Annotated in this window: 10 protein-coding genes; 6 read left to right on the top strand and 4 right to left on the bottom strand. The window is 58.4% G+C overall.

The window, feature by feature from the left end; all coding sequences use genetic code 11:
- Positions 1-36 precede the first annotated feature (36 nt).
- Complete coding sequence (locus EU556_RS08735) at positions 37-813, bottom strand: protease inhibitor I42 family protein (protein WP_135433277.1); 777 nt, start codon at positions 811-813, stop codon at positions 37-39.
- A 142-nt stretch (positions 814-955) separates the two neighbouring features.
- Positions 956-6,505, bottom strand: coding sequence for an alpha-2-macroglobulin family protein (locus tag EU556_RS08740; RefSeq protein ID WP_135433279.1), 5,550 nt, complete (start codon positions 6,503-6,505; stop codon positions 956-958).
- A 130-nt stretch (positions 6,506-6,635) separates the two neighbouring features.
- On the opposite strand from EU556_RS08740, the gene EU556_RS08745 reads away from it, so the two are divergent.
- Positions 6,636-6,944 carry a hypothetical protein gene (locus EU556_RS08745; protein ID WP_135433281.1) on the top strand — a complete coding sequence of 103 codons (309 nt, stop codon included), beginning with the start codon at positions 6,636-6,638 and terminating at the stop codon, positions 6,942-6,944.
- A gap of 127 nt (positions 6,945-7,071) precedes the next feature.
- Positions 7,072-7,602, top strand: coding sequence for an RBBP9/YdeN family alpha/beta hydrolase (locus EU556_RS08750; protein WP_135433283.1), 531 nt, complete (start codon positions 7,072-7,074; stop codon positions 7,600-7,602).
- A 183-nt stretch (positions 7,603-7,785) separates the two neighbouring features.
- Here EU556_RS08750 and EU556_RS08755 read toward each other — a convergent pair whose 3' ends face one another.
- Positions 7,786-9,036, bottom strand: a complete 1,251-nt coding sequence (locus EU556_RS08755) for a glutamate-5-semialdehyde dehydrogenase (RefSeq protein WP_167855578.1) — start codon at positions 9,034-9,036, stop codon at positions 7,786-7,788.
- Between the two features lie 18 nt (positions 9,037-9,054).
- Entirely contained in the window at positions 9,055-10,146 is a 1,092-nt protein-coding gene (gene proB, locus EU556_RS08760; RefSeq protein WP_135433287.1) for a glutamate 5-kinase, read from the bottom strand.
- Positions 10,147-10,226: 80 nt separating this feature from the next.
- Between proB and EU556_RS08765 the strand changes: the two genes are divergently transcribed.
- The 4 genes from EU556_RS08765 (at position 10,227) to EU556_RS08780 (ending at position 15,282) form a co-directional block, all read left to right on the top strand.
- Complete coding sequence (locus EU556_RS08765) at positions 10,227-11,222, top strand: M28 family peptidase (RefSeq protein WP_245327532.1); 996 nt, start codon at positions 10,227-10,229, stop codon at positions 11,220-11,222.
- 77 nt (positions 11,223-11,299) lie between these two features.
- Positions 11,300-12,205: a LysR family transcriptional regulator gene (locus EU556_RS08770; protein WP_135433289.1), complete on the top strand. Its 906-nt coding sequence runs from the start codon at positions 11,300-11,302 to the stop codon at positions 12,203-12,205.
- Between the two features lie 65 nt (positions 12,206-12,270).
- Positions 12,271-13,467: a threonine synthase gene (locus EU556_RS08775; protein ID WP_135433291.1), complete on the top strand. Its 1,197-nt coding sequence runs from the start codon at positions 12,271-12,273 to the stop codon at positions 13,465-13,467.
- Between the two features lie 426 nt (positions 13,468-13,893).
- Positions 13,894-15,282: an ammonium transporter gene (locus tag EU556_RS08780; RefSeq protein ID WP_135433293.1), complete on the top strand. Its 1,389-nt coding sequence runs from the start codon at positions 13,894-13,896 to the stop codon at positions 15,280-15,282.
- Positions 15,283-15,301: the final 19 nt, after the last annotated feature.

Here is a 15,301-nt window from a genome sequence, read left to right on the forward strand (position 1 = left end):
GTGGTAGGGGCCTAGGCCACTCGGGCTGGCTAGTGCTTATTTAGGTGGCTCGGGCACCTCCACCTCCAGCTCGAAGTCGCGCTTGGGTGGGGCTTCGTTGTTGGCGGCGTTGCGGTAGAGGAAGCGGAGCGTGGTTTTGCCGGGGTTCAGGGCCTGAAACTGAAACGTTACGTCCTCCTCACGGCCTGCTTTTACTTTCTTCTTGGGCTTTTTGCCAGCCTGGGCGGGCGGAGGCGTTATCAGCTGTATCACGTTATCGGCAATCGGCATCACCTCCCATTGGTATTGTGAGCCTGCCGTATTATCAAGCCGAATAGCCAGTTGGTCGCCCTTGTTTACTTTCACCCGGCTATGGTTGCCGTACTCCGTAACGTTCACGTTTTTAGCTACGCCGGGCTTGTCGATGGTGACAAATACGTGGAAGAAGCCATTCAAGGTAGAATAGCTGGTGCCCGGCTGCGCCGACACCAAGGCCAGGTCTAAGCCACCCGTGCCTACTGCCTGAAAGTGAATCTCGAACGTTGCTGGCGCGCCCGGCACGCCGCTGCTGAGCCCTGGCAAGCTGTGCACAGTTGATACCGCCAACTGCCCTGGGTACGCCTGCGTCAGGCGCCAACCAAACCGCGGCGAAATAGTTGGCAGCCGAATAATTAGTTGGTCGCCTACGTTCAGCTGCACCTGCTTGCCATTGTCATTGGCGTTGAGGGTTACAATGTCGGCCTGGGCGGGAGTAGAAAAACCAAGCCCGCCGCATACTAGGAGCAATACCGTCGCTAGGCGCAGAGTGAGGGAGAAATGAGATGCCAGTTTCATAGCGCGGTGCTCGAAATAGTGTGTAAACAGCAACACAGCCGGCTACTTAGAAAGCGCCGGCTGCGGTAGAAATTCTACGGATGTGAGGGTAAAAAGCTGCAGTTGAGCTTTGCAGGATGCAGTGACGCAAACTGTTGCGTCTCTATCGCACCCGCACTATGCCGCTGCCTGCGTAACTGTGATACTCGGCGTTGTACATGGCATCGGCGCTGACGGGGCCGAGCTTAAACGTGCCCTTGCTCACGGCCCGGCAGAGGTAGTAGAAAGACTTGGCCTTGGGCGTAGCGGTAGTAAACAGGTTAATCCGGTCGTCGCGCACGTCGAGGTAGTCGGGTTGGGCGGCGTCCTTAGCCCAGGTCAGCTCCCGCATGGCCCCGATGCGCGGGTTTTCGATTTCCAGGCCGGCGGGCAGTAGGTCCGTGATGGCCACGTTCTTGACTTCACCCGCAGTTTCAGCCGACTGGATGGTGATTTTAACTACTACCAGGTCGTTTTGCTTGAAGGTGGTAGAGCCCACCGGGTTACCGTTGCGGTCCAGGAACTGGCGGCGCACTTGCAGGTAGGCGTCCTCCTCGCGCACCTGGCCGATGGGCGAAATGCCTTCGGTTTCCCAGAAGTAGTAGAGGCTGCCTTTGCCGCTGGTGCGTAGGGCCAGCTGGCGGTTAGCCACGTTGCTTACCGTAAGGTCCTTGCCTGAGAAGTTGCCAATTGCCTTGCCATCGGCCAGCAAACTAGCCACTACAGTGCTACCCGCGTTTTTCTTCGCCAGCTTACCTAGGGCTAGCAAGGCAAATGACCGTTCCTGGGTGTTGAGCCAACCAGCCTGCTTTACCTGGCGGCTGAGCTGACGAGCCAACGTGCTTACCTGGGGGTTGGCGGGGTCAGCGGCGAGCAGGGCATTGAGCACTAAGGCCTCGTCGCGGATAGGGGAGGAGAAGGCGCCATCGAGCTGGCGGCCGGCAATGCTGGGCGCGGCTCCGAAGCGGGTGGGCACGGTGCTTTGGTAGCCGCGCTGGTTGCCGCTCAGGGCGAAGGCCGCCGCCAGCAGGTAGCGCGAATCCTCGGCCAGCTGGGGGCGGTTGGCTTTGTAGTAGTTGAGGCCTACAGCATCGGGGCGGCCGGCAAGGGCCAGCACGTAGAGCGAGTAGGCCACTTCCTTCTTGGCCAGCGTAACGAGCTGAATCACGCCGCCGGTCTGGATGATGTTGTAGGTGTCGGTTTCGCGCTTGCGCACCCGGGCCTGCAGGTAGCGCAGGACTCTATCGAGGACGTTCTTGTTCACATCAAAGCCGGCTTGCTGGGCTTCCAGCAGGAAGTGGGCGGCGTAGGTGGTGGCCCACCAGTTGTCGTAGTCGCCGCCGGGCCAGTAGCTCAAGGAGCCGTTGTACATCTGTTGGGCTTCCACCTTCCGGATGGCTTCTTGCACGTGGTAGTTGGGGTTGAACAGGCCCGCCTTACCGGGCTTGCCTGATTTCTGGCCTAGCGTGGCGGCTAAGTCACCGTAATACAACTGCGGGAAAGCGGCCGACACGGTTTGCTCCAGGCAGCCGTAGGGGTATTGCAGCAGGTAGCGCAGGTCCTTGGCAAACTCCGTCATGGGCGAGCGGCTCACCACCAACTGGCTCCGCAACGACGAAGGCAGAAAGTCAGTGCGCAGGTTCAGCTGCTGAGCCGCACCGCCCGCCACCACCCCCGCCCCCGTGCGCTTCTGCAGCGGCGAAGCAGGACGGATAGGCAGCTCGATGGTTTCGGTGAAGGTTTCGGTGATGCCTTTGATACCCCTGACATTAATCTTGACAATCCCATTACCAATAGCCGAGGTGGCTTTGAAATGCAAGGTCACTCGTTGTTCATTGTTAGGCTTAAGCTTAACTGCATAGTTTTCGTCTTTCTCAGTGACGCCGCCCTCTGTATGAGGAAGAATGTGGTCTTGCTCAGCTGAAACGATTGGGCCAGATAGTATAGGCTTTACCTCTACCAACATTTCCTGATTAGTCGTATTAGTCAGCGTTACGGGCACGTCAATTGTGTCGCCGGGGCTGAGGAAGCGGGGGAGGGCGGTGCTGATTACTACTGGGTCGGCGACGCGCATGGTGTGCTCGGCGGAACCGAAGGCGTCGTTCTTGTAGGCCACGGCCATGATGCGCACGGCCCCGCTGAACTGGGGCACTTGCAGTTTGTAGCGCACTTTGCCGCTGGCATCGGCGGTGAGCACGCCGCTCCATTTGGCAAGCAGTTTCACGCGGCGGTTGGGCACGGGCGTGGTGCGGCGCGAGAGGTCGTAGCCGTCGCCGCCAGTGCTGCTGGTCCCGAGTTCGGGCAGCAGGAAGGGGTAGACGTCGTAGGCCTGTACTTCCAAGGCGCGCTTCTGGTAAAAGTAGCTGTAGGGGTCGGGCGTGCGGAAGTCCTTCATCTGCAGAATGCCCTCGTCCACCATCGCCAGCGTCACCTGGGCGCCGGGGGCGGTGGTTACCTCAATGGTTTGGGTAGTCTGGGAGCGGCTTTGCGCGGGGGCTTTAATAGCCACTTGCAGCTTGGCGCCAGGCTTTTCTACCGTGAGCGGCACGAAGCCGCGGGCCACCGTGAGGGGTAAGCGGTTGTCCTTGATTTCGCGGATGGCGGTGGCCGTCACGTAGACGTTGGGCACGTGGCCGGTACGGATGGGAATGCTCACGCGGGCCGATTTCTCGTCGGTGTTCACGTAGAAGTGGTCCAGCACCCGGTCTCGCTCCACGGTCACGAGCACGCGGCCGGGGAAGGGCGTTTTCAGTAGGAGGTTGGCCGTTTCGCCGGGCTGATATTTGGGCTTGTCGGCCTCAATGGTCACCTCGCCCTCGTTGTTCACCTCGAAGGAGTTGCTCTGGGTGTCGCCGTAGCCGTAGGCGTACACGCGCTGGGCCACATAGGTCACGGCCCCTGGCCTAGAAACCCGGATTTCGTACTCGCCGGAGTAGGTGGGCGTGAAGCCCAGACCCGCATCGGAGCCGCCGCTGGCTACCGTCACGGTGCGGCTCAAGACCACCTGCTCGCGCTTCTGCGAGTTGTAGATGTAGCGGCCGCCCTGGCGCTCAATAACCGTTTCCCAGAGCAGGCGCACCACGCGCACCGTGGCCTGGGCCGAGGTAGGCTGGCCGGCCGGTGTGAGGGCCACCAGCCGCACCGGCAGGGCCTGGCGGGTTTGCACCAGCTCTTCCATATTTCTCACCCCAAACAGCACCGGCTGAGTCTGCACCTCAAAGGTGGCGAGGCGGTTTACCGGGCGGCCGGTTTCATCGAATACCGTGGTGAAAGCGGCGCCTTCCAGAATGCCTAGGTCACTGTAATCGGGCACCTCGTAGGTGGCGGTGCCACGGCCGGCGGCGTCGGTAGTGCCTTCGCGGGTAGTCTTCTCGAACCGGTCGGAAATGGGCGTGGAAACCTGGTCGCCATATTGGCCGCGCTGCTTGTCCCCGCTATTGATGGCGAAGGTGTAGTCGGCGTAGTTTTTCGGATTGAAAGCTTTTTCCTTGAGCGAAAACTCCACCTCAAACTTGCGGTCAGCGGCGGGAGGGCCGAACAGGTTCTGGGCCGTAATCTGGGCATCCACCGTCTGGCCGGGCTTCACAACTGGCCTAGAGGCCTTCACGGTCACCTTCAGGCGGTCCGGAATGAACTCCTCCACTGAGAGCTTGCGTGAGGTCAGCAGCACGTCGTTCCCAGTCAGCACTTCCAGAGTGTAGAGACCGGTCATTACGGCCGGGGGTAGGAGGAAGCGGGCCTCGAAGGAGCCGGCCGCGTTTAGCGTTTTTTGCAGGCTGGCGTACTCCTTGCCGGTGGGCAGCAGCAGCCTGATTTTCACCGGGAGGCCCTTGGGCGGTGCCTGCCAATCCTCGGTCCGGATGACAGTGTTGGTCTGGATGGTGTCGCCGGGGCGGTACAGGTCCCGGTCGCCGTAGAGGAAGGCCTGGTAGCGGGCGGCATTGCTTTGTAGGCCACCCACCTCGAAGCGGGAGGTTTCTACGCGGCTGCGGCTCAGATCGAGGAAGGTGAAATCATTGCCCTGCTGGGCCATCACCATGCCCAACCGGAAGCGGCCATTCTGGGCGGTGCTGTCAAATTTCGCTACCCCCTCGCCGTTGGTGAGGCCGGTGCCCATCACCTGGTTGTTGGTGCTGATAAAGCGCATTTCCACGCCGCTCAAGGCCTTGGCGTTGCGGATAGAGTTGGCAAATACCAGCGTGCTGCCGGCCTTGCCTTGCTTCACAATCAGCCCGATATCCGACACGGCCACCAGCTTGCTCACCTGCAGCCACTGGCGCTCCGTGTCCTGCACCCTGATGATGTAGAGACCCTTCAGGCCACCGGAAAACTCCAGGTCCTTGAGGTTCAGGTTCAGCAGCCGCAGCCCTTGCGCCTTCGGCAGCCCCGACACGGTGTAGGTGCGTTCTGTGAGCACGTTGCCCAGGTTTTCTACATCGTAGTACTGGTAGGAGCGGTCCACGTATCCGCCTTCCTCACTTTCTTCCTCATCACCAGATTCTTCCCCATCGTAGCCGGGGTAGCCGTACTGGGTGCCGCCGCGGAGAAGTTGCTGGATGTTGTTGGCGTAGACCTTGGCAATGGTCACCTTCACCTTATCCACCTCGTTGATGCGCACGCCCAAATTGCGCGAACCCAGCGCGTCGAGGTACATGGCTTTCTCGGCGCTGGCGAAGCTGATGGTCGGGCGCTCATCGGAGAAGCTTACTGTTTGGGTGAAATCCTCGCTGAGATGTCCGCCTAGGCCACCCCGCAACCCCTGGCGCAAGCTCACCTGGTAGCTTTTGCCTACCTCGAAGCCACCCTTGAGCCGGAAGCCACTTTCCAGCTCCTCCACCTCGTAGGCCACCTGCGGCGACACCGACAGAGCATTCTGCAAGTCGCCCGTGGTGACCGGCTGGCTGGTCAGGATGGTGATGACCGGGTCAGCCGCTTGCAGGGTGCCGGTGATGGAGCGTATTTCCAGTTCCTCCGGGTCGGGTACCTCCACCTGCTTTTCGTAGTCGGAAGTAGAGGCTTGGTCGCTGCCCTGGGCACGCAGGCCCTGGCCTAGCGCCACCGTGAGGGGGCTGCCGGGCCGCACCTGCTGGTTGAGGCTCACGCGCACCACTTGGCCCGGCTCGGTGCTGGCTACTTCGAAGGCTACGGGCTGCCCATCCTGGGTTACGCGCAGCAGAGGCTTCACGTCAGAAGGCTTCACGCTGTAGTTGAAGGGTAGCTCCACGCGCATTTCGGCCGTGCCGGCGGCCCGCTCCGAGCGACCCCAGAAGGCCTGCGGCTCCTGCAACTGCAGGTAGGGGGTGTAAAACTTCTGGCGGTTCTCGGGCAACTCCACGCCTTGCTTGTCTTCCGGCAGGGCCTCTTTGCGCAGCGTGGCCGTAAAGGCGGTGCTAGGCCGGAAGGGCGTGCTGGGGGAGAAGATCAACTCTCTATCCGAAGTCCACTTGAACTTGCCGCGCACGGCCGGCTCAAACTTCACCACCTGCACCGTATCCCAGCGGTCCTGCTGCTCTGGGCTGGCCACGGCATCAGCAAACTGAAACACCAAGTTCTGGTACGGGTCTATTTCCTCACCATTAGGGTCCTGGCTGGCATCGGAGCCCGACTTAGAGCAGGCGCACACCAAAGCCAGCAGCACCAGCAGCGGCAGGCGAGAAACGGAACGGAATAGCATGGATAGGGAGGAGCTTAAATAGACGCCGGAAGGTATAGAAAAACGGCGTTTTTGCTATGTTTTGTATAGGTTTGAGAGGGAATAAATCTATAAAATAAGACCTGCCTGGATGAGTGATGTAACTAACCTGATGATAACGTTCAGCTCTAGTGAAGATGAAGTAGGAATTATAAAAAGCCTGCGTGAATACAAGCATAGAGGCTTATCGTTTCATATCGTTTCTGTAGAAGATGAACAGTTGCCAAAAGGCTGGTATGGTGGATCAAAAAATCTAGAGTGTTCTATCTTGATTGGGGCTTATAATCATCTACATCTTAAGTCTCTGATTGAATTTATGCGTGCTATGGAATGGGAAAATCCAGAAGACGTGCAGCTAATTGTTCTAAAGCAATGGGAATCAAAGTTTCGAATAATTGACGTGTTTCCAGAAGAGCAATAGTAGTCCTGGCTTCTGTTATACCCCCTTCTAACACTTTCGTCTGCTCAATACCAAACTGGGCAGAGTGTGCATCAAACTGAGGCCGAGCGTATAAAGCTCGCAACGCGCCTCGTTACTTTTTGTGCCTATGCCCTCACCTAATATTCTTATCGTGCCCGGCTTGGGCAATTCTGGTCCTGAGCATTGGCAAACTTACTGGACACAGCATTACGGTTACCCGCGCGTCCAGCAGGGCAATTGGGATAATCCGGTTCTCGCCGATTGGGTGCAGACGTTATCAGACGCCGTGAAAGCGGCCGGCCCCGACGTGATATTAGTCGGGCACAGTCTAGGGTGTATCACTATTGCGCACTTGGCCAGCACTGCGTCGCACCGCATTAAAGGGGCACTATTGGTGGCGCCTGCCGATGTTGACCGCCCTGACATGCCCGCGGAAGTAATGAATTTTGCGCCCATACCGCTGGCGCGGCTGCCTTTTCCAGGCATCGTGGTGGCTAGCACAAACGACGAGTATATGACGCTGGAGCGGGCACAGGTGCTGGCGCAGGCATGGGGAAGCCAATTCGTGAATATGGGGGCACTAGGCCACATCAACTCCGATTCTGGCTTGGGCCTGTGGCCGCAAGGCCATGCCCTGTTGCGAGAGTTGGTAGGGTAGAAATTAGTGCAGGCTAAGCTAGAGTCTCAGCTAGGCTCCCCTCCTCAGATGAGGAGGGGCTGGGGGTGGTTGATTAATTGATGAACATCCACTAGCTCTAGTTTCTAATTCTAATTTTTCAACCACCCCCAGCCCCTCCTCATCTGAGGAGGGGAGCCTAGCTATAATCCTAGTCTTAGCTTGTTAATTGTTGCGCACCTGACCATTACCGCGTACCTGCCATTTGTAGCTGGTGAGTTCTTCCAGGCCCATGGGGCCGCGAGCGTGGAGCTTTTGGGTGCTGATGCCAATTTCGGCGCCGAGACCAAACTGAGCGCCGTCGGTGAAGGCGGTGGAGGCGTTGGCGTACACGGCGGCGGCATCTACTTGGTTTAGGAATTGCTCAATGTGAGTGGCATCTTCTGAAATGATGGCTTCGCTGTGTTTAGAGCTGTGGGCGGCAATGTGGCCTAGGGCGTCGGCTAGGCCTGTTACTGTTTTCACGGCGAGCTTCAGTGACAGAAACTCAGTGCCAAAGTGCTCCTCGGTGGCGGGGTGCAGCAGTTCGGTGGGGTAAGTGCCAGTTAGGGCTTCGTAGGCCTGGGTATCGGCGTAGAGCAGTACTCCCGACTGGCCTAGCGGGGCCAGTAGCCTGGGCAAATCAGCTACACGAGCCTCGTGTACCAACAAGCAGTCGAGGGCATTGCAGACGCTGACGCGGCGGGTTTTGGCGTTATGAATGATGGCCTGGCCTTTCTGCAGGTTGGCGGTTTCATCGAAGTAGGTGTGCACGATACCGGCGCCGGTTTCGATGACCGGTACTTTGGCGTGTTGGCGGACGTAGTCGATGAGTTGCTGACTGCCGCGCGGAATCAGCACGTCTACGTACCCAACGGCATGCAGCAAGGCTTCCGTGGCCTGGCGGTCGGGGGGGAGGAGGGTGACGCAGTTGGCATCGAGGCCGTGGTGGCCTAGCACCCGCTGGAGTATGGTGCTGATAGCCTGGTTGGAGTGGGCCGCATCAGAGCCACCCTTGAGCAGGCAGGCGTTGCCGGTTTTCAGGCACAGCGCCGCCACATCGAAGGTCACGTTGGGGCGAGCTTCGTAAATAACCCCCACTACCCCCAGCGGTACCCTGATTTTAGACAGATGCAGCCCGTTGGGCAACGTTTGCTGCTGCAGTACTTGGCCTAGCGGCGAGGGCAGCGCGGCCACAGTTCGGATATCCTCGGCTATAGCCGCCACGCGGTCCGCGGTCAGGCGCAACCGGTCGTACTTGGGGTCGTGCAGATTCATGCGTGCCAGATCCTTCTCGTTTTCCGCCAGGATGAACGGGGTTTCAGCTATTGCTGCCGCGGCCACATCCAGCAGTACCGCTCGGATGGTTTCGGTCGAGACCTGGCCTAGCGTGCGGCTGGCAACCTGCGTGGCCCGGAAAGTTTCTTCGAGGTGCATGGGCATAAAAGTCAAGGGCTAGCTGATATCGGCCGACAGAAACAGGTAGTCGTAGTGCACTAAGGGCTTTTGGTTTTGGTGGCCTAGCCGCTCTAAGGCCTTGTCGGAGCCGTACTCAGCCAAGCCCAAGCCCAGTGGTTTGCCGGCTTCGTCCAGAATGCGGATGATGTCGCCCTTCTGAAAAGTGCCCAGAATGCCCAGAATGCCCACGGGCAGTAGGCTGGTAGCTTTGTGTGGCTCCGTGAGGGCAGCCTTGGCCCCGGCGTTGATCTGCACAGCACCTTTGGCAGCCAAGTCGGAGTGGGCAATCCACTTCTTCTTATTAGAAGCCGTTTTGTTGGGCAGGAAGCGCGTGTTTGCCACCTCCTGCGCCAGCAGGCGGGGCAGCACGTTCTCGGTTTTGCCGTTGGCAATGTGCACCGCAATGCCCAGCTGCGCCACCTTGTGGGCCATGTGGCACTTGGTAATCATGCCACCGCGCCCGAACTGCGACCGTTGCGTAGTCACGAACGACGAGAAGCTGGTGGTAGTCGGCTCAATTTCTGGGATGAGCTCGGCGGCCGGGTCTTGGGGGCTGCCGTTGAAAATGCCGTCCACGTTGCTCAAAATCAGCAGGGCATCGGCATTGAGCATGGAGGCCACCAGGCCCGCCAGCTCGTCGTTATCAGTGAACATGAGCTCCGTGACGGAAATCACGTCGTTCTCATTTACAATGGGAATGATACTGTTCTGCAGTAAGGCCCTGAAGCAGTTCTGCATGTTCAGATAGTGCTGCCGGTCGCGGAAATCTTCCTTGGTCACCAGCACCTGGGCGCAGAGCAGCTCGTGGTGGCCTAGCAGCTCGGCGTAGGTAGCCAGCAGCTTCACCTGCCCCACAGCGGCCAGCACCTGCCGGCTGGTTACGGCATCGGCCTTTTCCGGCACTTGCACCAAGCTGCGGCCCGAAGCCACTGCTCCCGACGACACCACAATAACCTCTTTGCCCTGCTTTTTCAGGCCTGCAATCTGCTCTACTAAGTGGCCAATGCGAGCCTGATCAGGCAGGCCGTTTGCCTGGGTCAGGACGTTAGAACCGATTTTGACAATGATCCGGTGGTAAGGAAGCGCCATAGCTGATCAGTAGGGTCTGGGCCGTAAGGTAGGCAGAGAGAATGGGTTAGCCATATCAGCCCGCTGCCCGTTTACTAGGTATGCATCTTCTCCGAAGCTATGGATACGGGCTGCTGGTAGCACTGCTACCGCTCCTGGCCTGCGAGCACAACAGCTCGCAGCGCAGTCCGCATGCCAGGGCTCTTTCTTCCCAATCTGATACCACTATGGGTGCCGATCAAAACCGCCTCTACGCCGACGTGAAGTTTCTAACGTCCCTCAAACCTGCCCGCCATTACCGCAACCTACGGTCGCTGAATGAAGCCGCCGACTACATAAAAGCGGAGTTTGAGAAGCTGGAAGTTGAAGATGGCGGGGTGGAGGAGCAAACGTTCAAGGCCGATGGGCGGCAGTACCGCAACATCATTCTGGCGTTTGGCTCGCGTGATGCGCCGCGCCTAGTGGTAGGCGCCCACTACGATGTGTGCGGCGAGCAGCCCGGTGCCGACGACAACGCCAGCGCCGTAGCGGGCCTGCTGGAAACCGCGCGCCTGCTGCACATCTATGGCTCTAACCTGAAGTACCGTGTTGAGCTAGTGGCCTACCCCAACGAGGAGCCACCCTACTTCGCCACCCAATACATGGGCAGCGCGGTACACGCCAAGTCCCTGCACGATGCGGGTGTGCCCGTGCGGGCCATGCTCTGCTACGAGATGATTGGCTACTTCCGGGATGAGCCTGGCTCCCAGCGCTTCCCCAATGAGCAACTGGCGGCGCTGTACCCCAACACCGGCAACTTCATCACGGTAGTGGGCCGCACCGGCCAAGAGGGTTTCACGCAGAAAGTGCAGGAGTTGATGCAAACCAAGGCCAACGTAGACGTGCAGCGTATCAATCTGCCTGCCGAAATGGGCCTAGCCGGCCTCTCCGACCACCGCAACTACTGGAAGTATGGCTATGAGGCCCTCATGATCAACGACACCTCTTTCCTGCGCAACCCCAACTACCACCAACCCTCCGACACCATCGAAACGCTCGATTTCAAGCGCATGGCGGAAGTGGTGAACGGTGCGTATGCCGCCATTCTGGGCCTCTAGGCCACTTGCTGCGCTACGCATAAATCCTGTTCCTTTGCCTACGTTCACGCTCCTGTATCTCCCGAACTGGCCTAGGCATGCTTTCCCATCCGCACGAAATATTCCTGGAAGTAGCTCGCCAGCTCAGCTTTACCAAGGCGGGGCAAGCGCTGTTCCTGAGCCAGTCGGCGGTGAGCAAGCAAGTAAAAGCCTTGGAAGAGCACTACAAAACCGGCCTGTTTGAGCGCTTGGGCAATAGTGTGGTGCTTACGCCCGCCGGCGAGTTACTCTACCGCAAACTGCTGGTGGCAAAGCAGCTACAGCATGAGCTGCACCAAGAGTTTACCGAACTCAGCCCCGACTTTTCGCCTCAGGTGCACATGGTCATTGGGGCCAGTACCACCATCTCACTCTACGTGATTCCGCCGGTGCTGTCGGCGTACCTAGGCCAGTTCCCAAATACCCAACTCACCCTTAAAAACCGCAACTCCGAGAATATCCTGAAAGCGCTGCTGGAGCATGAGATTGACCTCGGCATCATCGAAGGAATCCATAAAGTCAGCAACGTCACCTACACGCCTTTGCTGACTGATGAAGTAGTGGCGGTTTGCTCGGGCCGCAACCCGCTGTATCGGCAGGAGCTGGAGGCGCGGGACCTGCTGCGCGTGCCAGTAGCGCTACGTGAAACTGGCTCCGGTACGCTGGCGGTGCTGGAAGAAGCCCTTGCTGAAAAACACATCAAGGTCACTGATCTGCCGGTGAAGGTGAGGCTGGGTGGCACCGAAGCGCTTAAAAACTTTGTGCGGGTAGATACGTGTCTAGCGTTTCTACCGCGCCAGTCGGTAATGAAGGAGCTGGCTTCGGGGGAGCTGATGGAAGTGAAAGTGCGCGACCTAAACCTTATGCGCCACTTTGATTTTGTGCAGCGCAAAGGCACGGAGAACAATATGCCTTATAAAGACTTCGTGCAGTTCGCGCGACGATATTATTCCAGAAAGGAATAGCCTATTCCAAATAGCCGTTTGTTTCAGGAATAGCAGCCGAGGAGTTTTGCGTTGAACTCTCCGTTATGCACACTCTTCTCGACACCCAAACGCGCCTGCAGGATCTGCACTGCGCCGCCTGCGATACTCCGTACTCTGCCTACCAGCTTCAGCGGGTATCGGCCTGCTGCGGCCAGCCGCTGGTAGCCCGTTACGATCTGCACGAGCCACTAACTCGCGCCTCAGGCATAGACCAGGCGGAAAACTCCATGTGGCGCTATCATGCCTTGCTGCCCCTCCTCGACGATGCCAACCGCGTGAGTTTGGGTGAAGGCTGGACGCCCATGCTGCAACTCCAGCGTCTGGGCAGCCGTTACGGCCTCCGCGACCTGCGGCTGAAGGACGAAGGCTTAAACCCAACTGGCTCCTTTAAGGCTCGGGGGCTGAGTATGGCCATTTCCAAAGCTAAGGAGCTGGGCGTGACGGGCTGCATCATCCCGACCGCTGGTAACGCGGGCGTGGCCATGGCCGCCTATTGCGCTCGGGCGGGCATGCGCGCCGTGGTGGCCATGCCCAGTCATACGCCCAAAGCTTTTAAAGAAGAGTGCTACTGGTACGGGGCCGAGGTGCACCTAGTAGATGGCCTGATCAACGATTGCGCCGCCCGAGTACGGGAACTCAATGCCGACAACTCCCTACTTGATGTATCGACCTTGAAGGAGCCTTACCGCCTGGAGGGCAAGAAGACCATGGGCTATGAGCTGGCTGAGCAACTCAACTGGACGCTCCCTGACGTGCTGCTCTACCCCGCTGGCGGCGGCACCGGCCTTATTGGCATCTGGAAAGCATTGCGCGAAATGCAGGCCCTGGGCTGGCTCCCCGCTGATGCCAAGCTGCCTCGCATGGTGGCAGTGCAGTCGGCCAACTGCTGCCCGCTAGTGGAAACCCGCGCTGGCCGTCAAGCCAACTGCCACAGCTACGTAGGCCAGCCCACTATTGCGAATGGCCTGGCCGTGCCCCGCCCCCTCGGTGAGCCGCTAATGCTGCAGGTTCTCGAAGAATCAAATGGCCTAGCCATTGCCATCACCGATGAGCAAATGCTGGAAGGCATGCGCGAGCTTGCCCGCTTAGAGGGCATGTTCGTCGCTCCCGAAGGGGCTGCCGTCTGGATGGCCGCCCGCCAGCTATTAGAAACGGGCTGGCTGCGTCCCGAGGAACAAATCTTGCTGCTCAACACTGGCTCCGGCCAGAAGTACCTCGACAACGTGGAGGGCCGCTACTAATACTCCCCAATTCCACAACCTCCCCATTCACGGACTGGCCTACGGCATCTCACCAGATGTTGTAGGCCAGTCCGTTGTATTTGGGGCATGCTGGTATAAGATAAGGTGTAAGTAAATCAGGCATAGAGGTAGGCTAACGTCACTTCCTGCTAGGAGGCATTCATCAATTACCTACATGGCAAATGACTTATTATGCGAGCAGCGTCTGTCGTTATGCCTGACAACAGGTACCTGTAGCTAATAACTGTAGTAAAAGTTTGTAATGCCTATCCAAGATTGAATAGGTGCTGTTTATAGGGTGTGTAATTGAATTATACGGGTTGTTTATATGAAATGACCCTAAAATTTAGGGCGTATGAGAAGAATGTAGATGATTTTGGTTTATCTTGCCTATGAAATAAAGGGTGGTATCAAAAAAGTAGTACAATGAAGTCTGACACACTTGCTCTCCGGCCTAGCTATAGTTTGTTTTCGCTCATTGCCTTATTAGGCTTAGCAATTCTGGCCGCAGTTTATCAAGTACCGCATCCGGCGGCAGCACCGGGCTCACTCAATGCCGCTGATGTAGCCTGGATGCTCACGGCAACAGCCTTCGTCCTGATCATGACTCCGGGCCTGTCGTTCTTTTACGGCGGTATGGTGCGCCCCAAAAACGTGATCAGCACCATGCTGCAGAGCTTTGTTGCACTAGGTGTGATTTCGGTGCTGTTCTATTTCGTAGGGTTCTCGCTCTGCTACGGCGACTCCTGGCACGGACTCATTGGCAACCCTTTCACGTTTGCCATGCTGCGCAACGTGGGCACGGCGCCCAACCCGGCTTTTGCTGCCAGCATCCCGTTTGTGCTCTACTTCGCGTTTCAGCTCAAGTTTGCCATCATCACGCCTGCCCTGATTACCGGCTCATTTGCCGAGCGCGTGCGCTTCAAAGGGTATCTGGCGTTTATGGTGTTGTTTAGCCTGTTTATTTACTGCCCTTTGGCCCACTGGACGTGGCACCCCGAGGGGTTCTTGCATAAGTGGGGTGTGTTGGATTTTGCAGGCGGCACGGTGGTGCACATCTCGGCGGGCGTTGCAGCGCTGGCCGGCGCCATGGTGCTGGGCCGCCGCTCAGCCAACCTACGCCCTACTTCCTTTTCAACGCCCAACGTGCCTTACGTAATGCTGGGCACGGGCCTGCTGTGGTTTGGCTGGTTCGGGTTTAATGCCGGCTCGGCGCTGGGTGCCAACGAGTTGGCGGCCGTGTCGTTCGTGAATACCAACCTCGCTTCAGGCGCCGCCCTCATTGCCTGGATTTTGGTAGAAATAGTGCGGGGCGGCAAGCCCACGGCCGTAGGCGCGTGCACTGGTGCGGTAGTAGGCCTAGTGGCCATTACGCCCGCCGCGGGCTACGTTGATTATGGCCAGAGCATCCTGATTGGGGTGATTGGCGCCTTGGTGAGCCACGCCGCTGTGCACTGGCAGAACTCGCGTACCACCATCGACGACACCCTGGATGTATTTCCTTGCCATGGCCTTGGGGGCATTGTGGGGATGCTGCTCACGGGTGTTTTCGCCGCCAACGATGGGTTATTCTACGGCAAAACCAGCCTGTTTGGGTACCACGTGCTGGGCCTCGTGATTGTAGTAGCCTACTCGTTCATCGGAGCGTGGGTACTGCTGAAAGTTACGGACCGCATCTTCGGGCTGCGCGTGAAGCTGCAGGAGGAAGAACTAGGCCTCGACCTCAGCCAGCACGAAGAATCTACTTACCACATCGATGAAGAATTTGAGCGCACCTACCGCCGCGAGCCAATTGCGGAAAAGGTGACGCTTTAAGAAGCATTCAGTAGCTCCC

The sequence above is a fragment of the Hymenobacter fodinae genome (assembly GCF_004745825.1).
GTDB lineage: Bacteria > Bacteroidota > Bacteroidia > Cytophagales > Hymenobacteraceae > Hymenobacter > Hymenobacter fodinae.

Excerpts from the sequence above, each read along its gene's own strand:
- EU556_RS08745 (WP_135433281.1), top strand. The coding sequence starts at position 6,636 with ATGATAACGTTCAGCTCTAGTGAAGATGAAGTAGGAATTATAAAAAGC.
- EU556_RS08750 (WP_135433283.1), top strand. The coding sequence starts at position 7,072 with ATGCCCTCACCTAATATTCTTATCGTGCCCGGCTTGGGCAATTCTGGT.
- EU556_RS08775 (WP_135433291.1), top strand. The coding sequence starts at position 12,271 with ATGCACACTCTTCTCGACACCCAAACGCGCCTGCAGGATCTGCACTGC.
- EU556_RS08755 (WP_167855578.1), bottom strand. The coding sequence starts at position 9,036 with ATGCACCTCGAAGAAACTTTCCGGGCCACGCAGGTTGCCAGCCGCACG.
- proB (WP_135433287.1), bottom strand. The coding sequence starts at position 10,146 with ATGGCGCTTCCTTACCACCGGATCATTGTCAAAATCGGTTCTAACGTC.
- EU556_RS08780 (WP_135433293.1), top strand. The coding sequence starts at position 13,894 with ATGAAGTCTGACACACTTGCTCTCCGGCCTAGCTATAGTTTGTTTTCG.
- EU556_RS08770 (WP_135433289.1), top strand. The coding sequence starts at position 11,300 with ATGCTTTCCCATCCGCACGAAATATTCCTGGAAGTAGCTCGCCAGCTC.
- EU556_RS08740 (WP_135433279.1), bottom strand. The coding sequence starts at position 6,505 with ATGCTATTCCGTTCCGTTTCTCGCCTGCCGCTGCTGGTGCTGCTGGCT.
- EU556_RS08735 (WP_135433277.1), bottom strand. The coding sequence starts at position 813 with ATGAAACTGGCATCTCATTTCTCCCTCACTCTGCGCCTAGCGACGGTA.
- EU556_RS08765 (WP_245327532.1), top strand. The coding sequence starts at position 10,227 with ATGCATCTTCTCCGAAGCTATGGATACGGGCTGCTGGTAGCACTGCTA.